Below are 21,290 nucleotides of genomic sequence, written 5' to 3' on the forward strand. Positions count from 1 at the left end.
GACTTTAAATAGTTTCTAATTTTTCTCTTTCCATACGTAGTAATGCCTGTTTGTATTCTTCAGGTAAGACTTTGATAAATTTAGGTAGGCAATCTTCCCAGTTCTCTAGAATGCGTTGCGCTAGAGGACTCAAAGTCGAGTTGTAGTGACTTTCGATGAGGTCTTTTAGTTCCTTGATATCGTTGTCTTCGTTGACTTCAAGTAGATTCAAGTCTTCGTTGGTACATTTCTTTCTAAAGGTATTCTTCTCGTCAAAGATATAGGCTATACCACCGCTCATACCTGCTCCGAAGTTTCTACCTACGTCACCAAGAATTACGGCAACCCCTCCGGTCATATACTCGCAACCGTGATCTCCGATTCCTTCTACTACCGCTTTGGCGCCCGAATTACGGACACAGAAACGTTCGCCGGCCTTTCCGTTGATGTAGGCGCGACCTGCCGTTGCTCCGTATAAGGTAACGTTACCTGTAATAACGTTGTCTTCGGGAACAATGGTAGAGCCTTCCGGTACTTTGATCACCAGTTTGGCACCTGATAGTCCTTTTCCAAGGTAGTCATTGGTGTTTCCGTTGACGGTCATGGTCAAGCCCCTAGTGGCGAAAGCTCCAAAACTTTGGCCCGCGGAACCTGTAAAGTTCAATTTCAGGGTGTTTATGGGCAATCCTTGTGCTCCGTATATTTTTGAGATCTCATTACTGATGATCGCCCCAACGGCACGGTCCGTGTTTTTGATCGGGAAGTCTAGCGTCAGCTTTTCCTTTCTGAATAACGACGGATTCGCTTTGGCAATAATCTCGAACTCTATCGATTTGTCGATATCATGCGTTTGCTTTTGGGTGTTGTAGAACTTGGTTCCTGCCGGTACATCTACTTGATAGAGGATCGGGGTAAGGTCGATACCTGCAGATTTGTAATGGTCGATCGCTTTTTTGCGGTCTAATTTCTGAACCTGGCCTACCATTTCGTTTATGGTCCTGAAACCTAACTGGGCCATAATCTCACGTAGCTCTTGTGCTACAAAGTACATGTAGTTTACAACGTGTTCCGGTTTACCTGCGAATTTCTTACGTAGTTCAGGGTTTTGGGTCGCAATACCTACCGGGCAAGTGTTTAAGTGGCAAACGCGCATCATAACACAACCAGAGGCAACAAGTGGGGCGGTAGCAAAACCGAACTCTTCCGCTCCTAATAAACAGGCTATAGCGACATCGCGACCGGTCTTGAGCTGACCGTCACATTCAAGAACGATTCTATTTCTAAGGTCGTTCATGACCAAGGTTTGTTGCGCTTCCGCAATACCAAGTTCCCAAGGAAGACCCGCGTGTTTTAAGGAAGTTAATGGCGAAGCTCCCGTACCTCCATCAAATCCGGAGATAAGAATTACATCGGCTTTCGCTTTTGAAACCCCAGCGGCAACAGTACCTACACCAACTTCGGAAACCAGTTTTACGTTGATACGTGCTTCACGGTTGGCCGATTTTAAATCGTAGATCAACTGCGAAAGGTCTTCAATGGAGTAAATATCGTGATGCGGTGGAGGTGAAATCAATCCTACATAAGGAGTGGAATTTCTAGTTTTGGCAATGGATGGGTTCACCTTTGGACCAGGTAGTTGACCACCTTCTCCCGGTTTGGCACCCTGTGCCATTTTAATCTGTATTTCCTTGGCATTGGTCAGGTAATCGGAAGTTACGCCGAAACGACCTGAGGCCACTTGTTTTATTGCACTGTTTCTCCAATCACCTGTGGCGTTTTTGTAAAAACGCTCGGCATCTTCCCCGCCTTCACCGGAATTACTTTTTCCGCCAATACGGTTCATGGCTATGGCCAAGTTTTCATGGGCTTCTTTACTGATCGAGCCATAAGACATGGCTCCCGTCTTAAAGCGCTTCACGATTTCCGTCCATGGCTCTACTTCGTCCAAAGGAATAGGGTCGTAATTAGAGAACTCGAACAAACCGCGGATAGTCATCAAATTTTTTGACTGTTCGTTGACCATTTGAGCGTACTCCTTATAGGTGTCATTCTCGTTACCACGTACGGCTTTCTGTAATTTAGCTACGGTTAACGGATTGAACATATGCTTTTCGCCTTCACGTCTCCAGCGGTATTCCCCGCCCATTTCCAAATCAAGGTTGGCGGCCACTTCTTTTGTGCTGAAGGCTTTCTTGTGGCGTTTGGCCACTTCTTTTTCAATTTGGTACAGACCGATACCTTGAATACGGGTCGGAGTGTTAGGGAAATATTTCTCTACCACCTGACTGTTGATTCCGATACATTCAAACAACTGTGAGCCACGGTAAGAATTCAAGGTAGAGATACCTATTTTGTTCATTACCTTAAGGATACCTTTGCCAATAGCTTTGTTGTAATTCTTGACGGCCTCTTCAAAGGTGATATCGGTGATGTCGTGTTCTTCTATCTGTTCGCCGATAATTTCGTTTACCAAGTACGGGTTGATGGCGCTGGCCCCAAAGCCGAACAATAAACAGAAATGATGTACTTCCCTTGGCTCTGCAGATTCTATGATAACACTTAGCTTGCTGCGTTTGCCCAATCTTTGAAGGCCACTGTTTACATAGGAACAGGCCAATAGCGCGGGTATAGGAGCCATGGTTTCACTCACGTTCCTATCGGATAGGATAATAATATTGGCACCCTCGTCAATAGCTTTAGAGGCTTGGTCGAGAATAGATTCCAATGCATCTTCAAGGCCATTGTGCCCCCTGTTTATTTCGTAAAGGGTAGGAATGGAAACCACTTTGTAATCAGGACTGGCATCGTAGTTTTTGATTTTATCCAAATCTTCCTTGGATATAACCGGATTCTGAATTTTAAGTTTTCGACAATGCAATTCGGAAAAGTCGAATATATTGTGGTCACTACCTAGGGTAAGGCTGATATCGGTAATCAATTCTTCACGTATACCGTCCAATGGTGGGTTGGTAACCTGGGCGAATAATTGTTGAAAGTAATTATAGATCAACTGTGGACGCTGTGATAAAACCGCTATCGGGGTATCTGAACCCATTGAACCGATAGGTTCTTTGGCAGTTTTACCCATAGGAAGTATAATGGTATTGATATCTTCAAGCGTATAGCCGAAAACAGACTTGCGCTTTTCAAGGGAAGCTTCCCCTAAAAATAATGGGCAATCATTATAAGGTATATTCTTTAGGTGAACCAAATTCTTGTCTAGCCATTCTTTGTACGGATGACGTTGGGCGATCTCTTCTTTGATTTCTTCATCGTTGATGATACGGCCTTCTTCCATGTTGACCAAGAACATTTTTCCAGGCTCCAGTCTACCGTGAAATTCTACGTTCTCGGGAGCGATGTCCAATACACCGGTTTCCGATGACATGATTACGTAGTCATTTTTGGTTACCGTGTAACGAGAAGGGCGTAGGCCGTTACGGTCAAGTACCGCACCAATGTAGTTTCCATCGGTAAAAGGTACGGATGCAGGTCCGTCCCAAGGCTCCATCATACATGAATGGTATTCGTAGAAAGCTCTTTTGGCTTCTGACATGTCTGGGTTTTTCTCCCAAGCTTCCGGTACCAAGATCATCATGACCTCGGGTAGTGATCGACCGGTCATCAATAAGAGTTCGACCACCATGTCCATGGTAGCGGAATCCGATTTTCCGGGAAGTACGATCGGTAAGATGTTTTTTATTTCATCGCCGAACCAATCACTTTCCAGTAATTCTTCACGTGAGCGCATTCTTGATACGTTACCGCGAAGTGTATTTATCTCACCGTTGTGGCACATGTAACGAAAGGGTTGTGCCAAATCCCAAGTAGGGAAGGTGTTGGTGGAAAAACGTTGGTGAACCAATGATAAACGGGTTACCACGCGGGGGTCCATCAGGTCTTTGTAATATAGGCTGATATCCTTGGGCATTAAAAGCCCTTTGAATATGATAATTTTTGTAGAAAGGCTAGGTACGTAAAAGAACTTGCTTTCCGAAAGCTTAGAGTTGATTACGGTATGTTCGGTGACCTTTCTGGCAATGAACAATTTTAGGTTGAAGTTGAAATAGTCTTGTTCCTTGTTTTCCTTGGCAATGAAGATTTGCTTGACAAAAGGCTCGGTCTCCATGGCAACACGACCGGGAATCGATCGGTTTACGGGAACATCTCGCCAGCCCAAAAGTTTTAGGCCTTGTTTTTTTATGTTCTCTTCAAAGGTAGAAGTACAGAAGTTGCGTTGGTTTTCCTTTTGCGGTAGAAAAATGTTGCCAACCGCATACTCGCCCGGTTCGGGGAGTTCAAAATCGCAGACGGCCTTAAAAAAGTCATGGGGTATATCTATAAGTATACCTGCACCATCACCGGTTTTTCCGTCTGAGCTGACCGCACCACGGTGCTCCAACTTGTCCAATATCTCCAATGCTTTATGGATAATATCGTTAGACCTCTTCCCTTTAAGGCTACAGATAAAACCTGCGCCACAGTTATCATGTTCAAATTCCGGTAGGTATAATCCTTGCTTCTTCAACGTCATAAATTATGGTATTTCTTCAAAAATAGCGTTTCTGATGAGTAATTAGCAGCTATTTCTTTTAAATCAAATAAAAATTCAACGTTTAGAATAAAACATTGAAAAATATTCAGATATGATTTTTATGTGAGCTAAATTTATCAGAATGGTAAAATTAGCACATTCAACAGACCTGTGAAAGGTTTTTTAAGGGGGTATTTGTGATATTTCTTCACTTTTGGGGTGTACCCCCTTTAATTTTCATGGTCTTGTGATATAAAGGTCTGTCTTTGGGGGGTGTTTGTGATAAAAATAACGGGGGTGGTCGTTAGACTTTTTTTTAATCCTTTAAGATACTTCGTGAAATTACGATTTTTTGAATTTCCGAGGTTCCTTCGTAAATCTGGGTTATTTTGGCATCCCTCATCAGTCTTTCTACATGATAATCTTTGACAAAGCCGTTACCTCCGTGTATTTGTACGGCTTCAACAGTGGTGTCCATGGCAACTTGGGATGCGTAAAGTTTGGCCATGGCGCTTGATAGGTCGTAATTTTTTCCTTGGTCCTTGTCCCAGGCGGACCTATATACGAGGTTACGGGCGGCTTCGATTTGTACGTGCATATCGGCCAATTTAAAGGCTATGGCCTGATGGTTTGCTATTTCGGTGCCGAAAGCCTTTCTTTCTTTTGAATATTTAAGGGCGAGTTCATAGGCTCCGGCCGCAATACCCAAGGCTTGGGCCGCTATACCGATTCGTCCTCCCGATAGGGTCTTCATGGCAAATTTAAAGCCAAAGCCATCTTCGCCTATCCGGTTTTCTTTAGGAACCTTGACATCGTTAAATATTAAGGAATGGGTGTCGCTTCCGCGGATGCCCAACTTGTTTTCTTTTGGTCCTATTTCAAAACCGGGCATGCCTTTTTCAACGATGAGGGCGTTGATGCCTTTATGTCCTTTTTCCCTGTCGGTCTGGGCTATTACTAGGTAGATGTCGGCCGTTCCGCCATTGGTGATCCAGTTTTTGGTACCGTTCAATATATAGTGGTCGCCTTTGTCGATGGCGGTGGTTTTTTGCGAAGTGGCATCGCTACCGGCTTCTGGTTCTGAAAGGCAGAAGGCACCAATGACTTCGCCGGAAGCCAATCGTGTCAGGTATTTTTGCTTTTGTTCCTCGTTTCCAAAGGCTTCAAGTCCCCAACATACCAATGAGTTGTTCACCGATACCACGACCGAGGTCGATGCATCTACTTTTGAGAGCTCTTCCATGGCAATGACGTAAGACAGGGTGTCCATACCGCTTCCGTTGTATTTGGGGTCGGTCATCATCCCTAAGAAGCCGAGTTCGCCTAGCTTCTTTATCTGTTCTGTGGGGAATTTTTGGGCTTCATCCCGTTCGATCACACCAGGTAACAATTCGTTTTGTGCAAAATCACGAGCGGCCTGCCTGATCATTAAATGTTCTTCCGAAAATGAGAAATCCATAATTTTAGTGTGTTTTTTTGAGCTTCTACAAATATAGGACTATGAAATAAATAGTAGACCTTGCTTTGTGTGCTATTTTTTTAAAAATTAATCATTCATTAGCTCTGAAAAACTTTGTATCCCAAGCCAAATTTTTATATTTGTTGAATTCGTTTTTTCGAATTGGTTTAAACGTAATATTATGACACAGCAGTAACGCCGTTAAGGCGGAAAGAAAGAGAATTTTTTTTAGGAGAGGATTAATGAATTATAGTCATAATACTGTTAATTGATATCAATTTGAAATGAAAGAATTACTGCACGCATACGAGAATAAATCACCGGAAATTGTCTTTAATTGGAAAGATAGTGAAACCGAGGCCGAAGGATGGACGGTCATAAATTCGCTCCGTGGCGGTGCGGCCGGCGGGGGAACTAGAATGCGCGAAGGCCTTGATATGAATGAAGTCTTGTCCCTTGCGAAAACCATGGAGGTGAAATTTACGGTTTCGGGTCCGCCTATAGGTGGGGCCAAATCCGGAATTAATTTCAATCCGAACGATCCGCGTAAAAAAGGAGTACTCGAACGATGGTACCATGCGGTATCGCCTTTATTGAAAAGTTATTACGGTACGGGGGGCGACCTGAACGTAGATGAAATCCATGAAGTAATCCCTATAACTGAAGATGCGGGGGTTTGGCATCCGCAAGAAGGGGTCTTTAACGGGCATTTCAAGCCTACCGAAGCCGATAAGATCAATAGGATCGGGCAGTTGCGCCTTGGGGTCATTAAGGCATTGGAGAATCGTAAGTATTCGCCCGATGTGTCGAGAAAATATACCGTTGCGGACATGATTACCGGCTATGGGGTTGCCGAGGCCGTAAAACATTATTACGATATTTATGGTGGTAATGTGGTAGGAAAACGGGCAATTATTCAAGGTTTCGGAAACGTAGGAAGTGCCGCGGCTTACTATTTGGCCCAAATGGGGGCTAAAGTAGTAGGTATTATCGATAGGTCAGGTGGTGTCATTAAGGAAGAAGGTTATAGTTTTGAAGAGGTCAAGAGTTTTTTCTTGAATAAAGATGGAAATAATCTTGTGGTAGGTGATGGGGAAATGATTCCTTTCGATGAGATCAACGAGCGTATTTGGTCTTTGCAAGCCGAAATATTTACGCCCTGTGCCGCCTCGAGATTGGTCCTTAAGTCGCAGATTGACCGTCTTATCGATTCAGGACTTGAGGTAATTTCATGTGGGGCGAACGTGCCCTTTGCGGATAAGGAGATTTTCTTCGGTCCGATCATGGAATATACCGATGGTAAAGTGAGCTTGATTCCCGATTTTATATCAAATTGTGGAATGGCACGTGTTTTTGCGTACTTTATGGAAAAAAGGGTGGGAATGGACGATGAGCTTATTTTTAGCGACACGTCGGAAACCATCCGAAAAGCCATTTTGAACACCTATGAACATAAGCCATCAAAAAAGAATATCAGCCAAACGGCATTTGAAATAGCATTGAAACAACTAATATAAACACAGATTGAGTATGGAGACCATTATTATCATTGTATTTGTTATCGGTTATCTAGCGATAACTATGGAGCATAATCTTAAAATCGATAAGCTGATTCCGGCTTTGGCCATGATGGCGATTTTGTGGGCCGTAATAGCCTTGGCCCATATGGACGTTTTTGAGGTGAATACCATGCTCAAAGAACTCGAGCCAACGCATATCGATGAGATTCTGCTGCATCACTTGGGTAAAACCGCGGAAATTTTGGTCTTCTTGCTAGGAGCGATGACCATCGTTGAAATCATTGATTATTTTGATGGTTTTGCGACCATTAAAGGGTACATTAAAACCAAGAGCAAGCGTAGGTTGTTATGGTTGTTCTCGATTTTGGCGTTTGTGTTGTCCGCTATAATCGATAACCTAACGGCTACTATTGTATTGATAACCATTCTTCAAAAAGTGATAAAGGAGAGGGAAACCCGTTTGTGGTTCGCCGGTCTTATTATTATTGCTGCCAATGCCGGTGGTGCATGGTCTCCGATCGGTGACGTTACCACCACAATGCTTTGGATTGGAAACAAGGTTACTGCGCCTGTCTTGATCGAGCATGTATTGATACCTTCTGTCGTATGTATGGTAGTTCCGGTTCTTTTTGCCAGTCGTTATAAAGCCTTTTCAGGGGTGATCGAAACCGAGGAGGTCGATAATGATGCTCCAAAATCCAAGTTTGGTTCAACCATGTTGTACTTAGGTTTGGGGGCAATTGTCTTTGTTCCTTTTTTCAAGACCATTACACACTTGCCTCCCTATGTGGGAATGATGTTGTCATTGGCCGTCGTAGCTACATTTGCAGAGATTTATAGTAGTTCAAAATTTAGTATATCCTCAGTAGATGACGGGGATAACGATACCGTAGGGCATCATAGTCCCGTACATGCTTCCTTGTCTAAAATCGAATTGCCAAGTATCCTTTTCTTTTTAGGGATATTAATGGCCGTAGCGGCTTTGGAATCATTGGGTATGCTTTTCCATTTTGCCGGTAACCTAGAGAGTAGCTTGCCTATGTTGGGTACGGAATCACCAGGTGAATTGGTGTCCGATTTGGTGGTACTTATTTTGGGTATTGGGTCTGCGGTTATCGACAATGTTCCGTTGGTGGCGGCCAGTATGGGTATGTTCTCCGTACCGGTTGATGATCCGGTTTGGCACTTCATCGCATATTCGGCCGGAACAGGTGGTAGCATGCTGATAATTGGTTCCGCTGCGGGTGTGGTTGCCATGGGTATGGAGAAGATCGATTTCTTCTGGTACCTGAAGAAAATTGCATGGTTGGCTTTTATAGGTTTTATCAGTGGGGCAGCCGTTTTTGTTTTAATTAGAAATTTTATACTGGACGCATAATTTTATCGATAAAATACCGTTATAGAGGCAACTCTAATACCTAAGAATTCTATGATATTATTTCAAGATATGGCCCAAGATCCTGCAGCTGCGGATGTTATGTCAGAAGAAAAGACACTTTCCGTTATCGATTTGATATTTAATGGTGGAACAGGTAGTGTGCTTATTATAACGGTACTTTTTATCATGCTGTTCGTTGCCCTATATATTTACTTTGAGCGGATATTCGCGATTAAGGCGGCCTCGAAGATCGATAGTAACTTCATGAACCAAATTCGTGATCACGTGACCAACGGAAAATTGGAGGCGGCAAAATTGCTTTGTGCCCAAACCGATTCCCCTGTGGCCAGGTTGACGGAAAAGGGGGTTTCCAGAATAGGAAAACCTTTGGACGATATCAATACGGCTATTGAGAATGCGGGTACCTTAGAGGTGTATAAGCTCGAGAAGAACGTAAGTGTCTTGGCAACTGTTGCCGGTGCTGCGCCAATGATCGGGTTCCTCGGTACGGTAATAGGTATGATTTTGGCATTTCACGAAATGGCCACTAGTGGCGGTCAGGCCGAAATGGGTTCCTTGGCTTCCGGTATCTATACCGCGATGACAACGACCGTTGCCGGATTGATCGTAGGTATTATCGCTTATATTGGATACAATCACTTGGTGAACAGAACCGATAAAGTGGTTCATAAAATGGAGGCGAATGCCGTAGAATTTCTAGACTTGTTGAACGAACCTTTATAATTCAAGAAAGATGAAATTAAAGGGAAGAAACAAGGTTAGTCCTGATTTTAGCATGTCTTCAATGACAGATATCGTATTTCTGTTATTGATATTCTTCATGCTTACAGCAAACTCTCCCAATGCATTGGATCTATTACTTCCAAAGGCGAAGGGAAAGTCAACGAATACACAGAACGTATCCGTGAGTATAGACAAGAATTTACAGTACTTTGTCAACAACGAGAGAATTAACGGAGAATACATAGAAATTGAACTAAAAAAGGCACTAGAAGGACAAGACAAACCCACAATTATTTTAAGGGCTGAAGAAAGCGTTGCCATCAAAGAGGCGGTAAACGTTATGGATATTGCCAATAGAAATAATTATAAGGTAATCTTGGCCGTGCGACCGAATTAATGTCATTCCTAGACACGAGACACAAAAAACAATCTTTTACACTTACAACCTTTCTGCTAAGTGTGCTCTTGCTTGTGTTGTTCTATATAGGCCTTACCTATATGGACCCACCTATCGAGAACGGTATTTCCGTTAATTTCGGTACCACCGATTTTGGTAGTGGAAACGTACAGCCCAAGGAGAAGATTCGTTCCGAACCTGTTGAAAAACCACCTGTAGAACCGACCCAACAAGAAGAGGTTGTCGAAGAGGTGGAAGAAGTAGCGGAAGAGGTGCCCGAGGAAGTTGTGGCCAAGGAAGCCCCGGCGGAAAAGGTGCTGACCCAAGAGAACGAAGAGTCCATTAAAATCAAAAAAGCACAAGAAGCCAAGCGAAAAGCCGAGGAAGCTGAAAAGGCGGCCAAGAAAAGGGCGGAAGATGCCCAGAAAAAGGCCAAGGCTGAGGCGGCGAGAAAAGCGCAGCAGAAAAAAGCAGCTGAAGAAAAGGCGCGTAAGGAACAAGAGGCCAAGAAGAAAAAACTCGATGAGCTTATCGGAGGAATCAGTAAATCCGATGGAAATGCCTCAGGAAGCGAAGGCGATGACAACAGGGCCGGAGATAAAGGGCAACCCGGTGGGGACCCCTATGCGACCAGTTATTACGGCAGTCCAGGTTCCGGTAGCGGAACGGGGGGATATGGTCTTAATGGCCGTTCCTTGGTCACTAAAGGCCAAGTGAAGCAGCAATGCAACGAAGAGGGCAGGGTAGTGGTGAAAATCATTGTCGATAGGAATGGAAATGTAATCAGTGCTACACCGGGAGTGAAAGGAACAACGAACAATAGTCCTTGTTTGCTTGATCCGGCCAAAAAAACGGCCTTCAAGCATAAATGGAATTTAGATTCGAACGCGCCAAGCCAACAAGTTGGGTTTGTAGTGGTCAATTTTAAGTTGGGAGAGTGACCTATCAAGAAACCTTGGATTGGATGTTCGCGCAACTTCCAATGTACCAACAAAAAGGAAAACAAGCCTATAACGCCAAATTGGACGGTATCCGTAAGTTTACCGAGCATTTGGGGCGGCCTGAAACAAAGTTTAAGAGCATTCACGTGGCCGGTACCAACGGCAAAGGCTCCAGTAGTCATATGTTGGCATCCATTCTTCAAGAGGCCGGTTATAAGGTAGGGCTCTATACTTCACCCCATTTAAAAGATTTTCGGGAACGTATCCGTATAAACGGTGAATGCATAAAAGAGGATTTTGTTGTTGGGTTTATTGAACAAAACCAACCTTTTTTCAATGCCGACCATCTGTCCTTTTTTGAAATGACCGTGGGTATGGCCTTCGATTACTTCGCGAAGGAAAAAGTTGATATTGCGGTGGTCGAGGTGGGTCTTGGGGGGAGATTGGATTCTACTAATATTATTACTCCCGAAGTAAGTCTTATTGTCAATATTGGTTTGGATCATGTGGATATGCTAGGCGATAGCCTATCTAAAATAGCCTTTGAGAAAGCTGGGATTATAAAGGAAGGGGTTCCTGTGGTGATCAGTGAGCGTCAAGAAGAGACAACTGAAACTTTTGAGCAGGTCGCCCGGTCAAAAAATGCTAAGCTCGTTTTTGCGGAACGGGAAGTGAACGAAATTTTTCCGACCTCACTTCTTGGGGACTATCAAACTAAAAATATAAAAGGAGTTTTGGCCGTAATAGCCGAATTGGGCGACTTTCATATCAGTGAAGCCCAATTGCGTAGTGGACTCATGAATGTTATGCAGAATACGGGCTTAATGGGGAGGTGGCAGCAATTGCATTCCGATCCGACCGTTATTTGTGATACGGCACATAATAAAGAAGGTTTATCGATTGTGATAAATCAAGTGGCCCAACAAAAATTTAAAAAATTATTTATCGTATTGGGACTGGTTAAGGAAAAGGACCTAAATACGATATTGCCCCTCTTCCCAAAAGACGCTATATATTACTTTTCATCCCCGAATATTTCTCGGGGATTGGATGTTAATGAATTGGCATTCAGGGCAAAGGAATTTGGCTTGTTGGGGGAGAAGTATGCAACGGTCGAAGCCGCCTATCAAGCAGCTTTGAAGGATGCCTCACCTGAAGATTTCATCTTTGTTGGGGGGAGTACCTTTACCGTTGCGGAAGTAATTTAAATTTTTTTGCTTTTTTCTTTTGGAGAGTAAAAAAGAGTCTTATATTTGCACACCTTTTCGGGCAATTAGCTCAGTTGGTTCAGAGCACCTCGTTTACACCGAGGGGGTCGGGGGTTCGAATCCCTCATTGCCCACAGAAATCCTCAAGCATTAAAATGTTCGGGGATTTTTCTTTTTATGGCCTTTTTCACCTACATCCTTTATTCGGAATCCTTGGATCGATACTACGTCGGTTCCACCCAGGATATGGGATCATGACCAATTGTTGTGTTTATGCAAAAATTGTCGTCAATCTGTAAAGGGATATGTCCGTACGCTTGGAGGAACATCTGAAGAACCACAAGGGCTTTACCTCAAGGGCGAAGGACTGGGCCGTAAAGTATACCGAAAGCTATCCTACGCGGACGGAAGCCCTGCGCCGGGAACGTCAGATCAAGAAATGGAAGAGCCGCAAGATGATAGAGAAACTGATAATGAACTAGCTCGGTCGGTTCAGGGCATCCCGAATTCACTTCGGGAGGGTCGGGGGTTCGAATCCCTCATTGCCCATAAGAGTCCCCAAGCATTAAGATGTTCGGGGATTTTTCTTTTTATGGCCTTTTTCACCTACATCCTTTATTCGGAATCCTTGGACCGATACTACGTCGGTTCCACCCAGGATATGTCCGTACGCTTGGAGGAACATCTGAAGAACCACAAGGGCTTTACCTCAAAGGCGAAGGACTGGGAGGTAAAGTATACCGAAAGCTATCCTACGCGGGAGGAGGCCCTGCGCCGGGAACGTCAGATCAAGAAATGGAAAAAGCTTAATATGCTAGGTGTTGTTCCATATATTTTTTATTTTACTGACTACTGACTACTGACTACTGACTACTGACTACTGACTACTGACTACTGACTACTGACTACTGACTACTGACTACTGACTACTGACTACTGACTACTGACTACTGACTACTGACTACTGACTTCTGACTACTGACTACTGACTACTGCCCATAAAGAAAAATCCCATCTAAATAATTTAGACGGGACTTTAAAATCGTAAGCAATAGGTATGTTAGCCTTTTCCTATTACAATCTCTAGTTTTTTGTTGTTCTCTTGCGTGCTTTTGGCCGTTTGTGAGCTCACACCTGTCTGCCACAAATAAACGCGCTTAAGGCTGCTTATTTTCTCTATATCGGGCAAACAGGCATCGGTTACCTGGGTGCCATATAGGTTTAGGGCTTCTAAGTGTGTTAGATTGGACAAATGTGCTACCCCTTTATCGGAAACAGCTGTTTTTTCGAGTTGAAGTCGGGTCAGGTTGGAAAACTCCGACACAATTGAAAGCCAATTGTCTTCTACATTGCTATCGGCCAATGACAGCCAAGTAATATATTCTTTTACTTCCTTAAGGCTCGCGAGCTTTTCGTTGGTCAGGTCTGTGCCTGAATATTTGACATCCAATAAAGGATTGTCGGGACCTAAGGTCTTTACCTCAAAACCGTTCTGTACCAAGGCCGCGAGCTTTGTACTGTCTAATGGCGCAAGCTGTACGGTTTCGTACCAGGGTTTTTCGTTCGTGTCTATGCCGTAGCGTCTTAACAATACCGGTTTTATGTTATCGGCCACTTCAAGGCTGGAAAGGGAAGCTTCGAAAGGAGCGCCCTGTTCGATCCACCACTCAACGGTCTTGATTTCGTCGTAAGTAAGGGCGTTGTTGGTGGGTGGCATAAATTTAATATTCTTTGGAGGTAGCGTAATTCTTCTGAAGAGTTCGCTTTCTTGGGTATTGCCCGATGTAATAACATTTTCGCTTTCGCCTCCGAGAAGTAATGAATCGGGGTGGCTCATGTTGAGTCCTCCTCTTTTTATTTGGTCATTGTGGCATCCGACACATTTGGCCTCGAAAATCGGAGCGACCAAATCGGCATAGACCTGAACTGAATCGGGGTTGGAGAATTGGGGGCGGGTGTCTATATCTTCGCCACCGCCCAATAATTTTTGAATGGGGGCAGGGGCGTATTCGGTCAAGTACGTTTCGCCGTGGGTCAGGTTTCCTCCCTTGTGTCCTTCTATAAACAGCATGGCCAAAAGAACGATGTTAAAGCCGTGCTGTAATTTAATGGGAAAGGCTTTTGGTTTGCTCTTAAGATACCATCCCGCAAACGAAAAAATGACCAAGGCGATTCCTAGCCATCGGTGGGCGAAAAGATGCTCCTCTTCGTAGAGTCCCGTTTCACCAAGAAACCACCCGGAAATTGCGGCACCCGACGCGCTTAATGCACCCAGTAACCAAGCGATGGGAATCAGTTTGCTTTTTGTTTCGGTTTTTTTGAAACTCTCGTACCACTCCAATACAATGGCCAAGAAAAGAAAGCCAATGGGCAAATGGACGAACAAGGGGTGAAAACGGCCTAAAAAAGTCGTGAATTCTAGTGCAATCATAATGTTTTGTTCTAATCGGTTTTGTAGAAATAGAGTTGGTGTATACTATCAATTTTCAGTAAGTATGTTTTTGCCGGTACTGCGACGATCCTTTGTTTTATGTTATTATTGAATTTCGGATAAATATATCATGGTTATCGCAAAATACGTATTATTGATGTTATCAATAGTGCAACAAATGGTCAAAATTGCAATTGTTTAGTTTTTGTACATTCGTTTTAGGGGAGAAACCTTTAGAACATTGCCCTTTTTGATCGTTTTATCAATTCTGGGTAATTTTGTGAGTTTTCGTTTTTTGACTGTTGGAATGTGTCGAAGTATTGTTGTTAAAAACAAAAATTGGCGGAAGATCAAGAAGTCGGTCAATTTATGTTTTCATAATCGGAAATAAATTTTACCTTTGGCGGACTATTTTTTGGGTCATTAGCTCAGTTGGTTTAGAGCGCTGCCTTGACAGGGCAGAGGTCACTGGTTCGAATCCAGTATGACCCACAAAATTCTTAGTACTTCCCTTTCTCAATCTGTCCTTTTAATATTTTATAAGTGTTTGGTTTTTAGTCTTTTTAAAAGTCGAATCGCGGCTATTTAACGTGTTTTTACAATATTGTTAAGTTTTTAGACGTTAATATGTGACTTTTTACCATAAGTGGTTTCCTATTAAATGTGTAACCAATTAAGAATCAAGACGTGTTTAACCCATATGTTCTGCTTTTAGTCATAAGTTTGATTATTTTCTTAATAATCATCGTATTTGTGATTCCTTCCGTTTTATCGGCTAAAAAATACATCAAAGACGGGAGTAGGATTACGAAACGAAAATCAAAGCCCAAATTCAATACGAGCGTCGAAGAAAATACCAAATAACAACGAACCGACCGTTGTGCCATTTCCGGCATTTTAGCTCGGAAGTATATTGTCTACAATTGTCTTTTCCTTAATCTTTCCAAGCAACATATTTTCTCGATTTTACATTCAAAAAAAGTGACTTTTTCCAAAAAGGCGGGTCTAATCTTATACACTAACTAAAATGATGTACGATGAACGACCTGGTATTTGTGTTTTTTTGTATTGGTATTACTATTTTTTTAATCGGTATGGTAGTTATGTTACCCAAGATCTTGTTTTCTTCCGATTTTAAATCTGAGGATAAAAAAAAACGCAAACGGAACTCCCGTGATGAATCTGGGCAGTCTACGGAAAGCTTAAGTAGTTAAATGTTGAATAGCGTTATGGTCTAAAACAGGCCTAGACTCGGTGGGCGATGGGAAGAAGGGGGATTTAATGCTTCGGTTCTTTGATGTGTTGTTAAGTTGCTAGCTTCTTTGTCCCTGGTAATCGGAGTGTCAATATCTGACGCATACGTTCTTTGAAATATGTTATGGTGTATTCGACCCTGAATATTTGATCGGTAATAATTACTTTTGGAGTTTGAAATTGGAACTGATGCTAGATTTTTGTTTTTGCTTGTCGATAGTAAGTATCTTTGGCAGGGAAAAATGAAGACTTCTAGTTGATTTTTGTGTCGTAATTGAATAATTAGCAACCTAAACCAAGTATTGGAAACAGAGATAGTACCGGAATCAATGTCGGACGAAGAGCTCGTGCGAAAAATAGCCAGACAAAATGATGCTACGCTATTTGCCGTGCTTTATGATAGATATGCGCAAAGGGTATATAACAAGTGTTATAGCTTTTCGAAATCTGCGGATGAAGCGGAAGACCTTACGCAAGATGTCTTTTTGATGCTCTTTATCAAATTGTCAAGTTTTAAGGGGCGATCAAAGTTCTCCACTTGGTTATATGCTTTTACCTATAATTTCTGTGTGAATTATGTGAATAGGAACAAGCAAAGGATGATGAGCGATAAATCCGACTCTATCTCAGAATCGGATAAGCCTATTCAAGGTGGTAATGACGATGCCGAAATAGCCAATATGCGGGCCGAAAAGCTCAAGAAGGCCTTAGAGCTTATCGAACCCGAAGACAAGAAGATATTGCTCTTGAAGTATCAAGACGATGTGTCGATAAAAGAATTGACCACTATACTTGAAATAGGAGAAAGTGCCGTGAAAATGAGATTGAAACGGGCCAAATCAAGAATAGTGGAAGCTTATAATAAAATACCATAACGCCATGGAAAAGAAAAACCCATTTAAGGAAATGGAAGACTCCCTTCACGAGGTACCTCCCCATTTGAAAAAGAAGGTTATGGATGATATAGCTTCGGCTAAGCTTGTTATGGAAATGGCAAACTTATTTACATGCAATTATAAGTCAGCTATAGAAGATATATTCAAAACCAATCCCGACATTATTTAACGCGTAACATTTAAGAAAATGGATAAAGTTTCAGAATGGAAAAATTTAACTTTCAATACCATAACAACCATAATAAATGATATAGCTTCTGCATTGCCCAATATCTTGGGGGCGCTGGTTATTTTATTTATTGGATGGATCATAAGCAAGGTGGTGCGTATGGTTCTTGGGAAAGTGATGAAGGTGGCCCAAGTAGGGAAAATCTCCGATAAGATCAACGAGGCAAAGTTGTTTGGCGATAGCAACGTAAAGGTTGATATAGAAAAAGTCTTGCTTCAATTTGTAAAGTGGGTCCTTTTATTAATCTTTATTGTGGTTGCGGCAGATATTGTCGAGCTGACCATTATCTCCCAAGAGATTGCCAACTTGTTGCGATACTTGCCTATTCTGCTTAGTGCCATGGTCATTTTTATGATCGGGCTCTATGTGGCAAAACTCATAAAACAAGCCTTGAAAGGGGTCTTTGACTCCATGGGATTTGGCGGTGGCCGACTTGTGAGTAGTGTCGTCTTTTATATTATCGTCATTTTTGTAACGATAACTTCATTGAACCAAGCGGGTATTGATACCTCTATGTTCACGAACAACTTTTCGCTTATACTGGGCGCATTTTTGTTGGCCTTTGCCCTAGGGTTGGGTCTTGGGTCTAAAAGTGTGGTAGAGGGGCTGTTAAAGATGTTTTATGCGAGGAAGAATTACGCCGTAGGCGATAAGATCAAGTTTTCCGATGTGGAGGGCACCATAGAGGCTATAGATAATATTACGGTAACCTTGAGAACCCAAAAGGGGAAGCTGATTGTGCCCATCAAGGAAATTGTAGAAAATAGGGTCGAATTAAAGTAAGTAGATCATAAGTAGTTGTATCGGGCGGTGCTGAAAAGTACCGCCCTTTTTTTGTTTTGCCGATTTATAGAAATTCCAGAATGCGCTCGAGGGCCATGCCTCTTGACCCCTTGATTAAAATAGTGCTGTTGCCCTTAAGGTTTCCATCGTTTAGGTACAGTTTTAGGTCGTTAAAGGTGCTGTATTTCTGAAAAAGGGTGTCCGTTCCATAAAAATTTTCGCCGACCAAGATTACATTTTCGAAATTCAGTTTGTGGGCGAGGTCCGCTATGGCTTGGTGTTCTTCAGGCGCAGTTGTTCCTAGTTCGAACATGTCGCCCAAAAAGGCGATTTTATTGTTTCCGGGCATTTGGGCAAAATTTTCTAGTGCGGCCTTCATACTGGTCGGGTTGGCATTGTAGGCGTCCAGTATGATACGGTGCCCGTTTTTCGTCAATATCTGTGAACGATTATTGTTCGGGGCATAGCCTTCTATGGCCGATTTGATCTGGGCTAGGGAGACATTGAAATATTTGCCAATGAGAATGGCTGCGGCACAATTGGTGAAATTGTAGCTTCCGATAAGTTGTGAGGTTATAGAGGTGTCTTCTATCGATATCTTTACAAAAGGGTCGGCCGCTGTAAGTTCAACCATGTAATAGTCCTTGTTGTTTGTGCTGAAACCGTACTTCTTGATGTAATGGCCAAGTTTTTCTATTTGCACGGGGTCGTCTCCGTTCATAAAAACATGCTTGTTGTTTTTGGTCAAGAAGTCGTAAAGTTCGCTTTTGCCCTTAATAACGCCTGCCTCGCTTCCAAAACCTTCGAGGTGTGCTTTGCCAAAGTTGGTGATATAGCCGAAATCGGGTTGTGCCAAACCGCATAAAAATTCAATTTCCTTTTGGTGATTGGCACCCATTTCAACAATGGCTATTTCGGTATCTTCTTTTATGGAGAGTAGGGTGAGTGGAACCCCGATATGGTTGTTGAGGTTGCCTTGGGTGGCAATGGTATTGTATTTTTGTGATAGTACGGCGTTGATGAGTTCTTTGGTGGTGGTTTTGCCGTTGCTTCCGGTCAAGGCTATGACCTTGGCTTTTGAATGGCTTCTGTGGAATGCAGCGAGTTCTTGAAGCGCTTTTAGTGTGTCGTCTACCAAAATATGTCGGTCCGATTCGGCAAACTCGGCATCATCGATTACGGCATAGGCCGCTCCTTTTTTTAATGCTTCGTTAGCGTAGCGGTTCCCGTTAAAATTATCGCCCTTTAAGGCAAAAAAAATGCAGTTGTCGGTTATTTTTCGAGTGTCGGTACAAACTTCGGGAAACTCTAAAAAATGCTGGTGCAGTTGCGCTGTTTTCATAAAGTAAAAATATAAAAAAAGTCCCGGCATGATTGCCGAGACTTTTTAGAAAATTATTTGTTTAAGGCTTATCTTACCTTTTTACCTCTTGGGGTCTTGTTTTTTGTCTTAGATTTAGAACCTACTCTTGACATAGCACATCTAAAGCCGATGTAGTCGGTAGCCATATATTGTGGCAAATACCTTCTTTGTGCTGGATCCAACCAGTACGCTCGGTCTCTCCATGAGCCACCTTTGTAAACCCTTACCTCGTCGTTGATCAATGTTGTTCTGTTGTTCGATGTGTCGTAATGTCTGATCAATTTTCCGGTAGAATCCCTTTCTACTTTATGTTTAGGGGAGTTGTACATTTTCTTGTTGTCATCTTCTCCTTCTTCATCACTGAATTGGTCAAAGAATCTGGAAGAACCTGGGTCTCCGTCTCTATATCCTCTGTTGTCACTAGAAGAGAAGTTGGTTCTTAAATAGGTTTCCTCTTCATCTACAGGAACCATTTTAATTTCACCTGGAAGGTTTACTGCAACTATTTTTCCGTTAGGAAGCGTATCGTAAATTATAGAATCTCTCAATACGTTTACTTTTCCATCTTCACCGATTGCGGTTTTCATATAAATGTTACCACGGTAATAGTTGAAATCACTTACCTCGTCATCTACTATGGGGCGATAAACATCGGCTACCCATTCGGCAACGTTACCTGCCATATCGTAAAGACCAAGGTCGTTTGGCTTGTAAGACATTACTTGGGCGGTAATATCGGCACCATCGTCTGACCATCCGGCGATTCCGCCGTAATCTCCTTTACCTTGCTTAAAGTTGGCCAATTGGTCACCTCTACCTACACGTTGTCCGTTTCTGGTGTAATCACCATCCCATGGATATTTTTTCCTACCTCTGTAGTTGTTGTACTCACGGTTACCTTGGTTGGCTTGTGCCGCATATTCCCATTCGGTTTCCGTTGGTAGTCTATATTCTGGCATAATTATACCGCTGCTTCTTTTTGCAAATGTATTTACACTGTCTTTTTTTGCTTTACCCTGTAGGGAATCTATTTGTCCGTTATAAACAGATTCAGGTCTGTTAAGGTAGGCTTCGGTGCTAAAAGTACCGGAAACATCACCTTGGGCGGCTTTGTACTTGGCGTCTTTTGCCAAATATCCTTCCCTTTCGAGCATAACTTCGTTTACACGATCTGTACGCCATTCGGCAAATTGTGTGGCCTGTACCCAGTTAACACCTACTACGGGATACTCTGCATAGGCAGGGTGCCTTAAGTAGTTGTTGGTCATGGTTTCGTTAAAACCTAAGCGGTTTCTCCATACCAAGGTATCGGGTAGGGCACCTTTATATATGTTCGTGTATTTTGGGTTTTCCGGAGGATAAACACTTTTTAGGTAATCGAGGTACTCTAAGTACATGACGTTCGTTACCTCGGTCTCGTCCATATAAAAAGACTGTACGTGTTGCGATGTTGGTGTATTGTTCCAATCGTGCATAACGTCATCCTGTACCTTACCTTTGGTGAAAGTACCACCCTCAACAAATACAAGGCCTGGTGCGGTTTCTTGCTCCTTGAAATCCGTATTGTATTGAAAACCACCTTCTTTGGCGTTTATTTTCCAACCTGTGGCTCTCGACACATTTTTGGAAGAACCGGATTTTTTACAGCTGGTAACCGTAAAACCTCCCGCTATTACTGCACAAGAAAGTACAACTTTGATAAACTGTTTTTTCATAATTAGGACTTGAGTTCAAATAGGACCACTGCTGAAACGGTAGTGCAGTTGGTTGTTTTATTTTGATTAATTTTTAGTGTCACTTTCGGCATATAAAACGATGATTTGTACATAATATTTTATTTGCCAAAAAATATTTTCTCTTATTTGCCAAAAAATATTTTCTCTTAGAAGCGCCTTCGTATTTGTTTAAAACGTATGACGTCTTAAAATCCATAACGGAACAATTGGCTTTATAGTATTGGGAAGCTGTTTCTTTTACCTGAAAACCGTATGTAGGCCCTTATATTTTAATGGAAATGCGAAATTACAAAAGAAGTGCGTACTTTGCGCCCCGTTTTTAATTTGGTCCCGAAATTAAAAATATTGCATGTTTCATGCAAGATATTCCTTAAAAGGGCGTTTGTATGTAGTACAACTAATATATTTTTCGGTTGTACCCTGATATTGTAAATTTTG

General features: G+C 42.6%; 16 protein-coding genes and 2 tRNA genes. 13 read left to right on the forward strand and 5 right to left on the reverse strand.

Annotated features, from left to right (window positions below; genetic code table 11):
- Positions 1-4: 4 nt before the first annotated feature.
- Positions 5-4,513, reverse strand: coding sequence for a glutamate synthase large subunit (gltB, locus tag B4Q04_RS15485; RefSeq protein WP_088697376.1), 4,509 nt, complete (start codon positions 4,511-4,513; stop codon positions 5-7).
- A gap of 316 nt (positions 4,514-4,829) precedes the next feature.
- Positions 4,830-5,972 carry an acyl-CoA dehydrogenase gene (locus tag B4Q04_RS15490; protein ID WP_013992283.1) on the reverse strand — a complete coding sequence of 381 codons (1,143 nt, stop codon included), beginning with the start codon at positions 5,970-5,972 and terminating at the stop codon, positions 4,830-4,832.
- Between the two features lie 284 nt (positions 5,973-6,256).
- On the opposite strand from B4Q04_RS15490, the gene B4Q04_RS15495 reads away from it, so the two are divergent.
- The 9 genes from B4Q04_RS15495 (at position 6,257) to B4Q04_RS22960 (ending at position 13,016) form a co-directional block, all read left to right on the forward strand.
- Positions 6,257-7,489, forward strand: coding sequence for a Glu/Leu/Phe/Val dehydrogenase dimerization domain-containing protein (locus B4Q04_RS15495; protein ID WP_013992282.1), 1,233 nt, complete (start codon positions 6,257-6,259; stop codon positions 7,487-7,489).
- A gap of 13 nt (positions 7,490-7,502) precedes the next feature.
- Complete coding sequence (gene nhaD / locus B4Q04_RS15500) at positions 7,503-8,870, forward strand: sodium:proton antiporter NhaD (protein WP_013992281.1); 1,368 nt, start codon at positions 7,503-7,505, stop codon at positions 8,868-8,870.
- A gap of 51 nt (positions 8,871-8,921) precedes the next feature.
- Positions 8,922-9,614 (forward strand): MotA/TolQ/ExbB proton channel family protein, encoded by a 693-nt coding sequence (locus B4Q04_RS15505; RefSeq protein WP_013992280.1) that lies wholly within the window; start codon positions 8,922-8,924, stop codon positions 9,612-9,614.
- 10 nt (positions 9,615-9,624) lie between these two features.
- Positions 9,625-10,011: an ExbD/TolR family protein gene (locus tag B4Q04_RS15510; protein WP_013992279.1), complete on the forward strand. Its 387-nt coding sequence runs from the start codon at positions 9,625-9,627 to the stop codon at positions 10,009-10,011.
- Positions 10,011-10,952, forward strand: a complete 942-nt coding sequence (locus B4Q04_RS15515; RefSeq protein WP_013992278.1) for a hypothetical protein — start codon at positions 10,011-10,013, stop codon at positions 10,950-10,952. The genes B4Q04_RS15510 and B4Q04_RS15515 overlap by 1 nt, the downstream gene beginning before the upstream one ends.
- Positions 10,949-12,160 carry a bifunctional folylpolyglutamate synthase/dihydrofolate synthase gene (locus B4Q04_RS15520; RefSeq protein WP_088697377.1) on the forward strand — a complete coding sequence of 404 codons (1,212 nt, stop codon included), beginning with the start codon at positions 10,949-10,951 and terminating at the stop codon, positions 12,158-12,160. Before B4Q04_RS15515 ends, B4Q04_RS15520 begins: the two co-directional genes overlap by 4 nt.
- Positions 12,161-12,219: 59 nt before the next feature.
- Positions 12,220-12,294 (forward strand) — tRNA-Val (locus B4Q04_RS15525).
- A 171-nt stretch (positions 12,295-12,465) separates the two neighbouring features.
- Positions 12,466-12,642, forward strand: a complete 177-nt coding sequence (locus B4Q04_RS15530) for a GIY-YIG nuclease family protein (protein WP_088697378.1) — start codon at positions 12,466-12,468, stop codon at positions 12,640-12,642.
- Complete coding sequence (locus B4Q04_RS22960) at positions 12,600-13,016, forward strand: GIY-YIG nuclease family protein (protein ID WP_236631031.1); 417 nt, start codon at positions 12,600-12,602, stop codon at positions 13,014-13,016. The genes B4Q04_RS15530 and B4Q04_RS22960 overlap by 43 nt, the downstream gene beginning before the upstream one ends.
- Positions 13,017-13,220: 204 nt before the next feature.
- Here the strand turns inward: B4Q04_RS22960 and B4Q04_RS15540 are convergent, their stop codons facing one another.
- Positions 13,221-14,591 (reverse strand): c-type cytochrome domain-containing protein, encoded by a 1,371-nt coding sequence (locus tag B4Q04_RS15540; RefSeq protein WP_088697380.1) that lies wholly within the window; start codon positions 14,589-14,591, stop codon positions 13,221-13,223.
- A gap of 417 nt (positions 14,592-15,008) precedes the next feature.
- Between B4Q04_RS15540 and B4Q04_RS15545 the strand changes: the two genes are divergently transcribed.
- From B4Q04_RS15545 to B4Q04_RS15560, 4 genes are all read left to right on the forward strand, one after another.
- Positions 15,009-15,083 (forward strand) — tRNA-Val (locus B4Q04_RS15545).
- A gap of 1,091 nt (positions 15,084-16,174) precedes the next feature.
- A complete protein-coding gene (locus tag B4Q04_RS15550; protein ID WP_013992272.1) occupies positions 16,175-16,720 on the forward strand; it encodes an RNA polymerase sigma factor in 546 nt (181 codons plus the stop codon).
- Between the two features lie 4 nt (positions 16,721-16,724).
- Entirely contained in the window at positions 16,725-16,910 is a 186-nt protein-coding gene (locus B4Q04_RS15555; protein ID WP_013992271.1) for a hypothetical protein, read from the forward strand.
- A gap of 18 nt (positions 16,911-16,928) precedes the next feature.
- A complete protein-coding gene (locus B4Q04_RS15560; RefSeq protein WP_013992270.1) occupies positions 16,929-17,753 on the forward strand; it encodes a mechanosensitive ion channel family protein in 825 nt (274 codons plus the stop codon).
- Between the two features lie 64 nt (positions 17,754-17,817).
- Here the strand turns inward: B4Q04_RS15560 and B4Q04_RS15565 are convergent, their stop codons facing one another.
- A complete protein-coding gene (locus B4Q04_RS15565) occupies positions 17,818-19,095 on the reverse strand; it encodes a UDP-N-acetylmuramoyl-tripeptide--D-alanyl-D-alanine ligase (protein ID WP_046287743.1) in 1,278 nt (425 codons plus the stop codon).
- Positions 19,096-19,163: 68 nt separating this feature from the next.
- Positions 19,164-20,831, reverse strand: a complete 1,668-nt coding sequence (gldJ, locus tag B4Q04_RS15570; protein WP_013992268.1) for a gliding motility lipoprotein GldJ — start codon at positions 20,829-20,831, stop codon at positions 19,164-19,166.
- Positions 20,832-21,290: the final 459 nt, after the last annotated feature.

Origin of the sequence: Zobellia sp. OII3, assembly GCF_002211465.1 — a bacterium.
In the GTDB taxonomy this organism is placed as follows: Bacteria; Bacteroidota; Bacteroidia; order Flavobacteriales; family Flavobacteriaceae; genus Zobellia; species Zobellia galactanivorans.